The organism is Actinoplanes solisilvae (assembly GCF_003999975.1).
GTDB classification, from domain to species: Bacteria; Actinomycetota; Actinomycetes; order Mycobacteriales; family Micromonosporaceae; genus Actinoplanes; species Actinoplanes solisilvae.
In genome coordinates this window covers 177,214-190,478 of the sequence record NZ_RJAC01000017.1, presented here as the reverse complement: position 1 = coordinate 190,478, position 13,265 = coordinate 177,214, and the positions used below count along the sequence as shown (strand labels likewise).

General features: G+C 70.1%; 15 protein-coding genes. 6 read left to right on the top strand and 9 right to left on the bottom strand.

Annotated elements, in window-relative coordinates; translation table 11 throughout:
• Positions 1-50 precede the first annotated feature (50 nt).
• Positions 51-1,271: a GNAT family N-acetyltransferase gene (locus EER30_RS33070; RefSeq protein WP_127504587.1), complete on the top strand. Its 1,221-nt coding sequence runs from the start codon at positions 51-53 to the stop codon at positions 1,269-1,271.
• 25 nt (positions 1,272-1,296) lie between these two features.
• Positions 1,297-1,725 (top strand): hypothetical protein, encoded by a 429-nt coding sequence (locus tag EER30_RS33065; protein ID WP_127504586.1) that lies wholly within the window; start codon positions 1,297-1,299, stop codon positions 1,723-1,725.
• A gap of 158 nt (positions 1,726-1,883) precedes the next feature.
• On the opposite strand, the gene EER30_RS33060 is transcribed toward EER30_RS33065, so the two are convergent.
• From EER30_RS33060 to EER30_RS33040, 5 genes are all read right to left on the bottom strand, one after another.
• Positions 1,884-2,360 carry a ribose-5-phosphate isomerase gene (locus tag EER30_RS33060; protein ID WP_127504585.1) on the bottom strand — a complete coding sequence of 159 codons (477 nt, stop codon included), beginning with the start codon at positions 2,358-2,360 and terminating at the stop codon, positions 1,884-1,886.
• A gap of 27 nt (positions 2,361-2,387) precedes the next feature.
• Positions 2,388-3,308: an alpha/beta hydrolase gene (locus EER30_RS33055; protein WP_127504584.1), complete on the bottom strand. Its 921-nt coding sequence runs from the start codon at positions 3,306-3,308 to the stop codon at positions 2,388-2,390.
• 53 nt (positions 3,309-3,361) lie between these two features.
• Positions 3,362-4,612 (bottom strand): DUF1015 family protein, encoded by a 1,251-nt coding sequence (locus EER30_RS33050; protein WP_127504583.1) that lies wholly within the window; start codon positions 4,610-4,612, stop codon positions 3,362-3,364.
• 10 nt (positions 4,613-4,622) lie between these two features.
• On the bottom strand, positions 4,623-4,835 hold the full coding sequence (locus EER30_RS33045; RefSeq protein ID WP_127504582.1) for a hypothetical protein: 213 nt from the start codon (positions 4,833-4,835) through the stop codon (positions 4,623-4,625).
• 78 nt (positions 4,836-4,913) lie between these two features.
• A complete protein-coding gene (locus EER30_RS33040) occupies positions 4,914-5,543 on the bottom strand; it encodes a mycothiol-dependent nitroreductase Rv2466c family protein (protein ID WP_127504581.1) in 630 nt (209 codons plus the stop codon).
• A 129-nt stretch (positions 5,544-5,672) separates the two neighbouring features.
• Between EER30_RS33040 and pepN the strand changes: the two genes are divergently transcribed.
• Positions 5,673-8,234, top strand: coding sequence for an aminopeptidase N (gene pepN / locus EER30_RS33035; RefSeq protein WP_127504580.1), 2,562 nt, complete (start codon positions 5,673-5,675; stop codon positions 8,232-8,234).
• On the opposite strand, the gene EER30_RS33030 is transcribed toward pepN, so the two are convergent.
• From EER30_RS33030 to ctaJ, 3 genes are all read right to left on the bottom strand, one after another.
• Positions 8,235-8,801 (bottom strand): Uma2 family endonuclease, encoded by a 567-nt coding sequence (locus EER30_RS33030; protein WP_127504579.1) that lies wholly within the window; start codon positions 8,799-8,801, stop codon positions 8,235-8,237.
• A 147-nt stretch (positions 8,802-8,948) separates the two neighbouring features.
• On the bottom strand, positions 8,949-9,332 hold the full coding sequence (locus EER30_RS33025; protein ID WP_240670455.1) for a DUF5130 family protein: 384 nt from the start codon (positions 9,330-9,332) through the stop codon (positions 8,949-8,951).
• Between the two features lie 64 nt (positions 9,333-9,396).
• Positions 9,397-9,687, bottom strand: coding sequence for an aa3-type cytochrome oxidase subunit CtaJ (gene ctaJ, locus EER30_RS33020; RefSeq protein WP_240670450.1), 291 nt, complete (start codon positions 9,685-9,687; stop codon positions 9,397-9,399).
• A 244-nt stretch (positions 9,688-9,931) separates the two neighbouring features.
• Here ctaJ and EER30_RS33015 point away from each other — a divergent pair, with 244 nt between their 5' ends.
• The gene (locus EER30_RS33015; protein WP_127504578.1) at positions 9,932-10,435 is read left to right on the top strand and encodes a hypothetical protein; all 504 of its coding nucleotides are present in this window, start codon (positions 9,932-9,934) and stop codon (positions 10,433-10,435) included.
• 7 nt (positions 10,436-10,442) lie between these two features.
• Positions 10,443-11,273 (top strand): class F sortase, encoded by an 831-nt coding sequence (locus EER30_RS33010; RefSeq protein WP_240670449.1) that lies wholly within the window; start codon positions 10,443-10,445, stop codon positions 11,271-11,273.
• A gap of 77 nt (positions 11,274-11,350) precedes the next feature.
• Here EER30_RS33010 and EER30_RS33005 read toward each other — a convergent pair whose 3' ends face one another.
• Entirely contained in the window at positions 11,351-11,899 is a 549-nt protein-coding gene (locus EER30_RS33005; RefSeq protein ID WP_127504577.1) for an HNH endonuclease, read from the bottom strand.
• 215 nt (positions 11,900-12,114) lie between these two features.
• Between EER30_RS33005 and EER30_RS33000 the strand changes: the two genes are divergently transcribed.
• Positions 12,115-13,185, top strand: coding sequence for a mechanosensitive ion channel family protein (locus tag EER30_RS33000; RefSeq protein WP_164842558.1), 1,071 nt, complete (start codon positions 12,115-12,117; stop codon positions 13,183-13,185).
• Positions 13,186-13,265: the final 80 nt, after the last annotated feature.

Below are 13,265 nucleotides of genomic sequence, written 5' to 3'. Positions count from 1 at the left end.
ACCCGACAAATCATTCGCTCCCGAGGCCGGACTCCGCTACACAGGTGCGCATGGACCAATCCGTGCGCCTGCGCGCCGCCACCGAGAACGACCGGCGTGCGATCGCCGACCACCTTCTCTACGCGTTCAACGAGCACAAGAGCGACGAGCTGCGCGATCTCGAGAAGAAGATCATCGAGCCGGAACGCTCACTCGTCGTGGAGGACGGGGGTGAGATCGTCGGCAGCGCGGCCGTCCAGACGCGCGACATGACCGTGCCGGGCAATGTCATCCCGGTCGCACACGTGACCGGCGTGGCCGTCTCCCCCACGCACCGCCGCCGGGGCCTGCTCACCGCGATGATGCGGCGCCAGCTCACCGATATCGCCGGCGCCGGCCGCGAACCGGTCGCGGCGCTCTGGGCCAGCGAGGCGGCGATCTACCCGCGCTACGGCTACGGGCCGGCCGTTCACCGGCTGCGCTTCGACATCCGCAGTCGCGAGGTCAAGCTCACCGGGCCCGCCGCGCCGGCCGGGCGGTTCCGGCTGATCGAGCCGAAGAACGCGCGAGCGGACCTGGTCGCGGTGCACGAGGCGCAGCGCGGGCACCGGGTCGGCTGGTCCAGCCGCCCCGGCTACTGGTGGGACTACCTGCTGGACGACGGCGACGACCAGCGTGGCGGCGCCACCGAGCTGCGCGGCGTGCTCTACGAGACCGCGGACGGGCCCGCCGGGTACGCCCTGTGGCGCGTGAAGAACGACTGGACCCCGCAGGGCCCGAACTCCGCCGTGCGGGTCACCGAGCTGATCGCGGGCGACACCGGCGTCTACGCGGAGCTGTGGCGGTTCCTGCTGAACATCGACCTGACGCGAAGCGCGTCGTACCACTTCGCCACCGTCGACGAGCCGCTCCAGTTCATGGTCGACGATCCGCGCCTGCTCAGCCGCACCTACGACGACGCGCTGTGGGTGCGGCTGGTCGACCTCCCGGCCGCGCTCGAGGCCCGGCGCTACGCGGCGCCGGTCGACGTGGTGTTCGAGGTGACCGATCCGGTTCTCGAGGCCAACAGCGGCCGGTGGCGGCTGGTCGGCGATCAGGACAAGGCCTCCTGCGTGCGCACCGAGGAGGCCCCCGATTTCGCCTGTGGCGTCACCGAGCTGGGCGCGGCCTACCTCGGCGGCACGGCCCTGACCGCGCTCGCCGCCGCGGGCCGCATCCAGACGTTCACCGGCAACCTGCCGTCGACGGCCTTCGGGTGGCACCGGGCGCCGAGCGCCATCGAGGTGTTCTGACGATGCGCACGGTAGCGTCGGCGGCATGGGTGAGCCCGAACGCCGACGCCGCCGCGTGCGTCCCTCACACGCCGCCACGCCCGCCCCGCCGCCGGGCGCCGACGAGGCCGCCGGGCCGCCCGAGGGCGCGGCCATGACCGAGCCCATCGCCGACCCGGTGCCAGCTCCAGGTCCAGCTCCCACTCCCGCTCCCGTTGAAAGGGTGGCGCGGCCACCACGCAACGGCAACGGCCGCCGCCCCGTGCCGGGCGCGGCCGCGGGCGACGACCGGGAGCTGGAACGGGGACTGCGCGGCCTAGTCGGCTCAGGCTCGTCGCAGGTCAGCGTGGGCGCGGCGATGCGCGCCCGGGACGCGGCCCGCCCCACCGACCAGGACCTGGCCGACGCCGACCACAACCTGACGATCGTCCGCCGCAACTGGGTCCCCCGCGAGGAACTCCCCCGAAATCGGTGACGAGCGCGATTAACGAGTACTACCCGCGATTTGCCCGTCGATGAGATGACGTGCGGTTTTCCGCCGCCGCAAACCCCGCGGCGTCGAAAAACCGTGCGTCATCTCATCGGCCTCAGGGGGCAAATCGCCGCGGAGCAAAGCGGAGCCATAAGCCCAGCTCAGCTAGCTGGCAGGGGCGGCAGGGTCGGGCGGTTGCGCTCGTAGTCGGCCAGCTGGGCGATGCGGCGGGCGTGACGCGGGTTGCCCGAGAACGGGGTGGCCAGGAACGTCTCGACGAAGGACGTCGCCTCGTCGAGGGTGTGCTCGCGGGCGCCGATGGCGATGACGTTGGCGTCGTTGTGCTGCCGGGCCAGCTGGGCGATCTCGGTGCGCCAGACCAGGGCGGCACGCACCCCGTCGATCAGGTTGGCCGCGATCTGCTCGCCGTTGCCCGAGCCGCCGATCACGATGCCCAGCGAGCCCTCGTCGGCGACGACCTGGGCCCCGGTGTGCAGACAGAACGCCGGGTAGTCGTCCTCCGGGTCGTAGACGTGCGGTCCCACGTCCACGACGTCGTGGCCCTGCTTGATCAGGTGGTTGACGAGGTGCATCTTCAGCTCGTAACCGGCGTGGTCGGAACCCAGGTAGACGCGCATGGTCTCACTCTCTCAAAAAAGGCGACGTCAGAAGCACAAGAGCGCGCGCAGGTAGGCGGCAACCTGATCGGTCGCCACCCGCGCGTCGTCGATCACCGCGAGCTTGCGGGCGAACCCATGATTCACCCCCATGTAGCGGGTGTGCACCACGGGCACCCCGGCGGCCAGCAACGCGTCGGCGTAGTCGGCGCCCTCGTCGCGCAGCACGTCGTACTCGGCGGTGATGATCAGCGTGGGCGGCATGCCGGCGAGGTCTTCCGCGGCGAGCGGCGCGACGTCAGGCGTGAACCGCGTCATCGGATCGGGGACGTAGGTCTCCCAGGCCAGCTTCATCGAGGCCCGGTCCAGACCGTAGGAGCCCACTTCGTCGTACGACTCCGAGGCCGTCATCGGGTCGATGGCGGGGTAGATCAGCACCTGGCCGTCGAGCGGGCTCACCGCGTCCCGCTGCCGGCGCGCGGCCACGGTGGCGAGCTGACCGCCCGCGCTGTCCCCGCCGATCGCCAGCCGGGACGGGTCGACGCCGAGCTCGGCGCCGGACTTGCGCACGTAGGCCAGGACGGTCTCGACGTCGTCGAGCGCGGCCGGGAACACATGTTCCGGGGCGAGGCGGTAGCCGACGGACAGCACCGCGCAGCCGGACCGGTCGGCGATGCGCCGGCACACCCGGTCGACTGTCTCGATGCTGCCGTAGGCCCAGCCGCCGCCGTGCACGTAGACGAAGACGGGGGCGTCGACGCGGCTGGCGTAGAGCCGGGCGGGCACCCCGTCGGCGTCGACGTCGACGACCACGGGCAGCGGCAGCGCCGGGCCGCACTCGACGTCGACCGCGTCCTCCATCGCCTGCCGTGTGAACTTGAGCTGCTCGTACGGGTCGGCGGCGAGCACCTCGGCGGGCGGCCGGGCACGAAGCTCGGCCGCCGCCAGGACTTGAGGATTCAATGTCATTTCAAAGGGTGGTGGGTGGGGTGGTCGGATGGGGATTCAAGGCCATGTGAGACCTAGTCGAGCTGGGCCAGGACCAGGCCGCCGCGGGCCTTCGGGGTGAACCAGGTGCTCTTGCGCGGCAGTTTCTGACGCTCCAGGTTCACCCGTACGAAGTCGTCGACGGTCACGGGTGCGATCAGGACGGCCAGCTCGGCGCGGCCGCCGTCGACCTCGCCGCGCAGCCACTCGGCCGGGTAGTCGCCGCCCACGTAGTTGATCCGCTTGTCGCCCGGGTCGAGCCCGAGCACGTCACGCAGCAGCACCCGCTCGACCAGCGCGTGGTCGAGGTTGTCAACGTCGGGCAGGTTCACGTTGACCGGGAGCCCAACGGTGAACGTACGGCCTGTGCCGCTACCGACGCCTGGTCCTCCGGACGGCGCGGAGAACCCGGGCAAATGGGAGGCGTACAGCTCGATGGTGCCCTTGGCCGGGATCTGTGCCGGTCGGGGCACGTCGGTGACCGTCGCGCCGGCCGCGCGCAGCCGCGCCAGCAGCTCGTCGAGAGGCAGCGTCAGCTCGCTGACCAGGCGGTTGTAGGGCTGGATGGCGACCGAGGCGGGCGTGGTGACCACGGCCAGGAAGCGGGGCAGGCCGGCGGTCTGGGCGGCCAGGCTGCGGTGGTTGCCGTCGGCGACCACGAGCTCTCCCCCACCGGCCAGAGCGGTCAGTTCGTCTTGCTGGGGGCCGGGGCCGAGGACCCAGATGGCGTGGGTGCGGCCGCTCTGGTCGACGTCGGTCGCGGCGGGAGCGCCGGCGTTGTCGGTGGCGGCGGCGAGGGCCGCGTGCAGCCGGTCGCCCTGGGCCGTCTGGAGCAGCAGCACGGGCGACAGCAGCGTCGACACCGCCTCGGCCAGGGCCACGCGCTCGCGGACCTTCTCGAGGAACACGTCCTCGTTGCGGATCACGAGGCCGGGCTCGGCGGCGCTGGTCGAGATCTCGCCGGTGTCGACCATGCTCCACAGCCCGTACGCCGAAGGCTCGCCGGGCGCGGTGATGCGGTAGAGCACGACAACCTCGTCGGCCGGGGTGTAGAAACCCTCGGCGCGGTCGAGCGCGAGCCGGGCGATCGCCTCGGGCAGCGAGTCGAGGAAGGACTTGCCGAGCGAGTCGGGTGCCAGGTGCGGCATCTCGACAGCGAGGGAACTATGCGGATTGTCGGCGATGATGGACGTTATTTCGGCGTCGTCGGCGAATTCGTCGTAGTTCTGAGCGCCGGTGCCACCTGTGGTGACCCAGGCCCGGCTGATCGGGTGCACGACCGTCATGGAAGAAAAGCTACCGGGCCGCCCTGTCGTGCTTGCCGACGGGCATGTTGCCCCGTGACCTGGCCTGCTGACCACGGCGCCAGTTTCCGATCGGGCGTTCGAAGGGAATCGCCGAGACCGTGACCGGCGGCGCGACCAGCTCGGCCACCTCGGGCGGGAGATTGGTCCAGTCGCCTCGGTGCACCGCGATGGTGGACGGGGCGACGGCGTCGGAGTCTTCCATTCCGGCCTCCGCGTTGGATCGGGTGTGCATCACCCCATCCAACGACGGACGGAAGGACCGGGTCGTGCCTTTCGGCGATCAGTCGAAGATGGGACCCACGTCACGTGTGCGCTTGATCTCGTAGAAGCCGGGGGTGCCGGCGACCAGGAGAACGCCGTCCCACAGGCGGCCCGCGGCCTCACCCTTGGGCGCCGGGGTCACCACCGGGCCGAAGAAGGCGATCTTGTCGTCGCCCCCGTCCGGGCCGGGGGCGTGGATGACGGGGGTGCCTACGTCCATGCCGACCGGCTTCATACCGGCGTCGTGGCTGCCGCGCAGCGCGTCGTCCCAGGCGTCGCTGCCGGCCGCGTCGGCCAGCGCCGGGTCGAGGCCCACCTCGGTCAGCGCCTCGGTGTAGAGCTTCTCGCCGAATTCGTACTTCTGCAGATGGATGCGGGTGCCGAGGGCGGTGTAGAGATCCCTCAGCACCTGCGGGCCGGCGGCCTCCTCGGCGGCGATGCAGACCCGGACGGGGCCCCAGGCCTTGTCGAGGAAGGACTGGTACTCCTCGGGCAGGTCGCGGCCCTGATTGAGCACCGCCAGGCTCATCACGTTGAAGCGGATGTCGAGGGGTCGCACCTTCTCGACCTCGAGGAGCCAGCGGGAGGTCATCCAGGCCCACGGGCAGGCGGGGTCGAACCACATGTCGACGGTGGCGCGTTCAGTCATGGATAGATACTCCCGCAAGCAACTATCTTTCGACACCTATCTGTGGCGGTCTCGATCCGGGTGAGGTGTGCCACCCGAGGTCCGCCTAGGCTGGCGGTGGAAAGCTTGTGCGCTCAGAGGAGAGTGGCTGTGGCCGGAGTTCGAAATTTGACCCAGGTGGAGGCGGCCGAGCGGGCACGCCTGCTGGAGGTCACCGGATACGACATCACCTTGGATCTGACCGACGGCCACGGCAACCCCGGCGACGGCACCTTCCGCTCCACCACGGTCGTGACGTTCACCTGCCGCGAGCCCGGTGCGGAGACCTTCATCGAGACTGCGGCCGCCTCGGTGCGGACGGCCACGCTGAACGGCGAGGCGCTCGACCTGACCGGCTTCTCGGCCGAGAAGGGCCTGACCCTGACCGGGCTGGCCGCCGAGAACGAGCTGGTCGTCGACGCCGACTTCGCCTATTCGGCGAGCGGGCAGGGTCTGCAGCGCAGCCCCGACCCGGTCGACAAAGAGGTCTACCTCTACAGCCAGTTCGAGACGGCGGACGCCCAGCGCGTCTACGCCTGCTTCGACCAGCCCGACCTCAAAAGCGTCTACACGTGGCACGCCACCGTGCCGGCGCACTGGAAGGTCATCTCGAACATGCCGGTCGAGCGCGACGAGGCGGCCGGTCCCGGCGCCAAGACCGTGCACTTCCAGCAGTCGCCGCGGATGAGCACCTACATCACGGCGCTCTGCGCGGGCCCCTACCACGAGGTGCGCGACGAGCACGACGGCATCGAGCTGGGCGTCTTCTGCCGCGCCTCGATGGCTCAATACCTCGACCCGGACGACCTGTTCAAGGTCACCAAAGAGGGCTTCGACTTCTTCCACGAGCAGTTCGGCGTGCGCTACCCGCTGCCGAAGTACGACCAGCTCTGGGTGCCCGACTTCAACGCCGGCGCGATGGAGAACTTCGGCTGCGTCACGCACGCCGAGTCGCACTACATCTACCGCTCGCAGGTCACCGACTTCGAGTACGAGCAGCGGGCCAACACGATCCTGCACGAGATGGCCCACATGTGGTTCGGCGATCTCGTCACCATGCGCTGGTGGAACGACCTGTGGCTGAACGAGTCGTTCGCCGAGTGGGCCAGCCACTGGTGCAACTCCGAGGCCACCCGCTTCACCGACGCCTGGACGACCTTCCTGTCGGTGCGTAAGAGCTGGGGCTACCGCCAGGACCAGCTCTCGTCGACGCACCCGGTCTACACCGAGATGCCCGACCTCGAGGCCGTCGAGGTCAACTTCGACGGCATCACGTACGCCAAGGGCGCCAGCGTCATCAAGCAGCTCGTGGCCTACGTGGGCCTCGACTCGTTCCTCACCGGCCTGCGCGCCTACTTCGGCAAGCACGCCTGGGGCAACGCCACTTTCGACGACCTGCTCACCGAGCTCGAGACGGCGTCCGGCCGCGAGCTGCGCAAGTTCGCCGCCCAGTGGCTCGAGACGGCCCAGGTCAACACGCTGCGCCCGCTCGTCGAGATCAACACCGACGGCACGTACGGCAGTGTGGTCGTGCACCAGGAGGCCCCGGCCGACTACCCGACGCTGCGCACCCACCGCATCGGCGTCGGCCTCTACGACCTCGAGGGCGACCGTCTGGTGCGGCGCGACCTGCTCGAGATCGACGTGACCGGGGAGCGCACCGAGATCCCCGCGCTGGCCGGCGTCAGGGCGGCCGACGTGCTGCTGCTCAACGACGACGACCTGTCGTACACGAAGCTTCGCCTCGACGAGGGCTCGCTGACCACGGTCGTCGAGCACATCGCCGGGCTCGACTCGTCGCTCGCGCGGGCGCTGGTCTGGAACGCGGCCTGGGACATGCTGCGCGACGGCGAGATGGCCGCCCGCGACTACGTGACCCTGGTCTGCTCGGGTCTGCCCGCCGAGACCGACATCAACCTCACCACCTGGACGGCCCGTCAGGCCGCCACCGCCGTCGCGCAGTACGCCGACCCGGCCTGGCAGGCGACCGGCTGGGCCCGGCTGGCCGAGCTGGCCCGCGGGGCCCTGGGCGAGGCCGCCCCGGGCAGCGGCTGGCAGCTCAGCTGGGCGCGGTCGTTCATCACCGCCGCCCGTACGCCGGAGGAGCAGGGCGTGCTGCGCGGCTGGCTCAACGGCGACGGCGTGCCCGAGGGCCTGGTCATCGACACCGAGCTGCGCTGGTCGCTGCTGCAGTCGCTCGCGTCGCTGGGCGCGGCGACCGACGAGGAGATCGAGAACGAGCTCAACTCGGACCGTACGGCCAGCGGCGAGCGCGAGGCGGCCGTGGCCCGGGCGCTGATCCCCACGGCCGAGAACAAGGCCCGCGTGTGGGGCGAGCTGACCGGCGAGGCCGACCTGCCGAACTGGCTCAACCGCTCGCTGCTCTCCGGCTTCCAGAGCGCCAAGCAGGTCGAGCTGACCGCGCCCTACGCCGCGAAGTACTTCGAGGTCGTCGCGGACGTGTGGGAGCGCTCGGACAGCGAGCCCGCGCAGGAGTTCGTGATGATGGGCTACCCCGTCTATCAGATCAACGAGCGCACGGTGGAGCTCACCGACGCCTGGCTCGCCCGTGAGGGACAGCCCGCGTCGCTGCGCCGGCTGGTCGCCGAGGGCAAGGACGGCGTCACCCGCGCCCTCAAGGCCCGCGCGAAGGACATCGAAGCGGGCCGGTAACTAGATCCACGCGGCCGGGGCGACCCGGACCGGATAGGGGGCGTCGAGCTTGACCGGCTCGGCGCCCTCGATGCTGTGCACCGCGCGATAGCGAGCGGCGCCGAGTTCGTACGTTCGCAGCATCGGGCTCAGGCGGCCGGGCTCGACGCGCCAGTAGGACGGGATGCCGTTCTCGGCGTAGAGCGAGGGCTTGAGGAGCCGGTCGAAGCGGCGGGTGGCGGCCGTCTCGATCTCGACGACCAGCGCGACGTCGGCCGGGTCGCACCAGATCGCGCCGGACGAGCGGGGACGCAGCACGGTCACGTCGGGCACCAGGTTGCTGCCGGCGAGCTCGACGCCCAGCCGGTCGCAGACCCACCAGCCGGGCGGCGCGGCCGAGCGCAGCGTGGTCACCACGGCGCGGACCAGCGTCTCGTGCGACTCGGGCTCGGGCGGGGAGACATGCAGGCAGCCGTCGACGATCTCGTAGCGGTGACCGTCCTGCGGGAACAGGTGAAGGTCGGGCTCGGTCCATCGGCCGTCCGGGGCGCTCCACCGGAGCGGGGGGCTCGTAGCCGGACCCGTCATCACCAACGAGATCACCTCCGTCGCACGGAGTACGAGCCTACTCACACACCGTTGTTACCGCCGGGTTTCGGGCGGGACACGAATACCCACGAACGGCAAAAGCCCTCGTCCCACGCGAGTGGGGCGAGGGCTTTGTCCGTGATCTGACTATGAGCGACCGGCGTGCGAGGCCAACTGGTCGATACCGGCGACCACGCCGCCGGCCAGGTCGCCACCCGCGAAGGCGGCCGCCATCGAGAGGCCGGCCAGCTTCGAGTCGCGGTCCGAGATGCGCTTTCGCGCCTCGTTGCCGGTGACGATCTCGAGCTTGCGCTGGTTGGGCGAGACCGCGATGAGCACGGCCCGGTCGGAGTCGTCGACCTGCTTGTGCAGCTTCTCGGCGAACTCGCGCGTCGGGGTCTCGAACTCACCCAGGTAGACGCTGAAGGTCAGGCCGGTGGCCTGGTCGGCCACGCGCAGGGCGTGGTCGAGGTGCAGCAGCTGCCGGGTGGTGAAGGGACCCTCGTAGATGTGGTGGCTCGGGGCCACGATGGTGTCGCCACCAGGATGGTCGAGCTCGGTCAGGGGTTGCTCATGCCCACCCTGCTGAGCCAGGTCACCAGCTGTCACTTGCGCCTCCTGTGGAACCGGGCTTCACCCGGGCGCCGGTGCTGTCCTCCAGCACCGGACCGGTCAGGGCCTTCTGCGCGTGCCCGGCGTCACCGTGGCCGGTGACCTGCTCCGGCGACGCCAGGAACCAGATCGGCTGGAAGTCGTAGGGCCGGCCAGGCCGGTAACGACGGTCCGGACTCGCGTGCCGGCTGCTTGCGAAGACCAGCGAAGCCACCAGCGCGATGAAGCCGACCGGGATGACCAAAAAGATCAGAACGGTACTTGAAATCGACAACCTCAACGCCCCCAGGCGCCTGAATTCCCCAGTTGACACGAACAAGAGTCACGGTAGCGGAGCGTGGACTCTCCCGGAGCGCCGGGTCTCGAAGAAGGCCGTTAGTCCGCTTGAGGGTGGCGGGCGGGGCGGCCGGACGGACTCACGCCGTCGGGATCTACGCGGAATGTGCCCGGGGATGCGAAAATCACCCACACGCGCCGTTCGTGCCTCAAGCGCCCTCGGACGGCAGGAGGGGGAATTGATGCGCAAGTCTGTCCCCGCCGTCCTGGCGACGCTCCTTCTGACCCCACCCGTCCTGTTCATCCCGGTTCTCGATGCCGAGCCGGCCCAGGCCGCCCGGGCGGCGATCTTCCTCGAGCTGAGCCCGAGCACGATCCCCGCCGGCGACGAAGTCGGACTGCGCGCCTCCTGTGACGACAATCTCAAGGCGGCCACGGTCACGTCCGGCCTGTTCGGCACGCTCACGGTCGCCCCGCGCTACGGATTCCTGACCGCGACGGCGAAGGTCCCCTCGAGCACCCGCCCGGGTGACTATCTGATCGAGCTGAGCTGCCCCGACGGCGGACGGGCACCGGCCACCCTGCACGTCGTCGCGAAAGTCGCGCCCGCGCGCGGCCCGGCGACCGGTGGGGGCGGCACCGCCCCGGAGCGGCAGGCCCCCCTGCTGATCGGCGGCGGGCTCGCCGTGATCGCGGCGGCTCTGGCGCTGGGCGTGCTCTCCCTGCGCCGCCGGCGGCTCGGCTGAGGCGCGCGTGGCCCGCCGTGAGCCGCCGCCCGTGACCGCCCGCAAGGGCATGCCCGATTCGGTGCTGCGCAAGCAGCCGGCTCAGATCGTCGCGCCGCCGCCGGGCACCATCACGGGCCCGCTGCCGCCGCCGCAGCCGCCCCAGGGACGTCATCCCTTTCGCACCTCCGACCCCGGGCCGCGACCCAAGACGCCGCCGCGCCCGATGCGCGGCAAGAAGCCGTGGCCGATCGGGCTGGTCGCGCTCGCCCTGCTGTTCCTGGGCCTGTTCGTGGTGGCGATGGGCATCGGGGCGGCCACCAGCATCGACCTGTCCGACCTCTTCGGCTCGTCGGACAAGAACGAACCGCCGCCCCGCTCGTTCCCGGTGCTCGAGCCGAGCCGGCCCGAACGCCTGAGCATCCCGGCGATCAACGTGCAGGCGCCGATCCTCGAGGTGGGGCGGGCCGCCGACGGGTCGATCGGTGTTCCCCCGCTGAACCGCCACAACGAGGCCGGCTGGTTCGACGGCGGGCCGACCCCGGGACAGTTCGGGCCCGCCCTGATCGTCGGGCACGCTGACACCCGTACGGGGCCCTCGGTCTTTCACGCCTTGCCCAAGATGAAGCCCGGGCAGCGCATCGAGGTCACGCGGGCCGACGACTCGGTCGCGGTCTTCGAGGTCAACTCGGTCGAACACTTCGACAAGGGGAAGCTGCCGGCCCAGCGCGTCTACAGCGACTTCAGCCGCCCGTCACTGCGCCTGGTCACCTGCGGCGGCCGCTGGCTCGGCGGCAGCACCGGCTACGCCGACAACATCGTCGTCTTCGCCTCCCTGGTCGACGCCAAGGAGGCGTAGACCACCCCCACTCGCGATTTGCCCGTCGATGAGTTGGCAGGCGCAAATTGCCCGCGAAGCGAAGCGGAGCCAGAAGCTCAAGCCGCCTCGGCCGTTGCGGCCGGGGCGGCGGGTAGGTCAAGCCAGTCTGACCAGCGGGGGTCGGGCGTGCGGTGCCCGAGCACCCGCCACGCGACTCCCCGGGGCGCCGCCGGTATGGAATGCAGCCGCCAACCGAGCTCGGCGGGGGTCTTGTCGCCCTTGCTGTGGTTGCACTTGGCGCAGGCGGCGACGACGTTGTCCCAGGCGTGCAGGCCGCCGCGGCTGCGCGGGAAGACGTGGTCGATGGTCTCGGCCGAGCCGCGGCAGTAGGCGCAGCGGCCGCCGTCACGCGCGAAGATCGCGCGGCGGGAGAGACCGACATGGGTCCGGTACGGCACTTTCACGTACCGCGTCAGACGGACCACGGAGGGAACGGGAAGGGTCGTGTGCACACTGTGCAGCATGCCGTCACCGTCGGAGACGCATTCCGCCTTGGCGGTCAGCAGGAGGATGGTCGCCCGACGCACAGATACGACGCACAGCGGCTCGTAGGTGGCGTTCAGAACCAACGCGGATGAGCCCACTGTGGGTCGTATGTCAGGCATCGCGATCACCCTTCGGTGTTAGGTGCTAGTCACCGCTCCTGGTTAACTCCGTGGTCTGGTAGCGAGGCGTCGACGACGAGGCCTCGTGGGCCAATAGTCCCTGATGAACTACCAAATTGCGAGCACAATCCGTGGCTGGCCGGTAAACGTCTGAGGTCACACCGCTGTGCGGCGGCTGAGAGTTGGTCCACCTTCGCCCGGTACGGTGGCTCCCCGTGTTGTTCCTAGCCCCCACCCCCAATCCGGCCCCGACGACCGACATCTACCAGACGCCCGATGTGTCCGCGATATGCAACACCGACGTCGTGTGCAGCCGGGTTCTGGAGTGGACGGGCAGCCAGGGGCTGGCCAGCAGCAGCTACGTGGCGATCGTCAAGCCGCTACGGATCATCGCGATCATCCTGGTCGCGATGGTCATCCGCTGGCTCATCCACCGGGCCATCGATCGTCTGACCCACAGCACCAGCCGGGCCTCGATGCCGGCCCTGCTCAAGCCGCTGAAAGAGCGGGTGACGGTCACCGCCGAGGAGGGCCAGTTCATCCCCGAACGCCGGCGCCAGCGGGCCGAGGCGATCGGGTCGGTGCTGCGCAGCTTCATCAGCGCGGTGGTCTACACCATGGCGGCCCTGCTGGCCTTCGGCGAGCTGGGCTTCAACCTCGGACCGTTGCTGACCAGCGCCGGCATCGTCGGTGTAGCCATCGGTTTCGGTGCTCAAAGCCTGGTCAAGGACCTGATCGCCGGCCTGTTCATGTTGCTCGAGGACCAGTACGGCGTGGGTGACACAGTCGACCTGGGCGAGGCGATCGGCGTGGTCGAGACGGTCGGGCTTCGGATCACCACGATCCGCGACGCACGCGGCGTGCTCTGGTACATCCGCAACGGCGAGATCGTGCGGGTCGGCAACAAGAGCCAGGGCTGGGCGATGGTCGTCGTCGACATCCCGATCGGGTTCGTCAGCTCCGAGCAGGCGATCGCCGTGCTGCGCGAGGCGGCCCAGTCCGTCGCCGACGCGCCCGAGCACCAGACCGAATTTCTGGAGCCGCCGGACGTGGTCGGCGTCGAGCAGCTCACCGTCGACGGCGCGACGATCCGGACGATCGCGAAGACCACAGCGGACGGTCAGGTGGCCGTGCAACGCGATCTGCGGCGCGCGCTGACCGAGGCTCTGGAGACCTCGGGACTGTCTGAGCGCATCGCCGCCTCTCGATTGATGCCGCGCGGCGCCGTGCCGCCTCAGTACCTTCAGAATTCCGCAAGCGATCAGCAGCCGGGCGGGGTGAGCTGAGCTGGGATTAGTTCTTCCGGGTGATGGGCCGCCTCGACCGAACGGCCGACATTTCGCCCGTACGCCCTAGCATCGACTCG

Excerpts from the sequence above, each read along its gene's own strand:
- EER30_RS33045 (WP_127504582.1), bottom strand. The coding sequence starts at position 4,835 with ATGGAAGACTCCGACGCCGTCGCCCCGTCCACCATCGCGGTGCACCGA.
- EER30_RS33005 (WP_127504577.1), bottom strand. The coding sequence starts at position 11,899 with ATGCCTGACATACGACCCACAGTGGGCTCATCCGCGTTGGTTCTGAAC.
- EER30_RS33070 (WP_127504587.1), top strand. The coding sequence starts at position 51 with ATGGACCAATCCGTGCGCCTGCGCGCCGCCACCGAGAACGACCGGCGT.
- EER30_RS33015 (WP_127504578.1), top strand. The coding sequence starts at position 9,932 with ATGCGCAAGTCTGTCCCCGCCGTCCTGGCGACGCTCCTTCTGACCCCA.
- EER30_RS33030 (WP_127504579.1), bottom strand. The coding sequence starts at position 8,801 with ATGACGGGTCCGGCTACGAGCCCCCCGCTCCGGTGGAGCGCCCCGGAC.
- EER30_RS33065 (WP_127504586.1), top strand. The coding sequence starts at position 1,297 with ATGGGTGAGCCCGAACGCCGACGCCGCCGCGTGCGTCCCTCACACGCC.
- EER30_RS33050 (WP_127504583.1), bottom strand. The coding sequence starts at position 4,612 with ATGACGGTCGTGCACCCGATCAGCCGGGCCTGGGTCACCACAGGTGGC.
- EER30_RS33060 (WP_127504585.1), bottom strand. The coding sequence starts at position 2,360 with ATGCGCGTCTACCTGGGTTCCGACCACGCCGGTTACGAGCTGAAGATG.
- EER30_RS33040 (WP_127504581.1), bottom strand. The coding sequence starts at position 5,543 with ATGACTGAACGCGCCACCGTCGACATGTGGTTCGACCCCGCCTGCCCG.
- EER30_RS33055 (WP_127504584.1), bottom strand. The coding sequence starts at position 3,308 with ATGACATTGAATCCTCAAGTCCTGGCGGCGGCCGAGCTTCGTGCCCGG.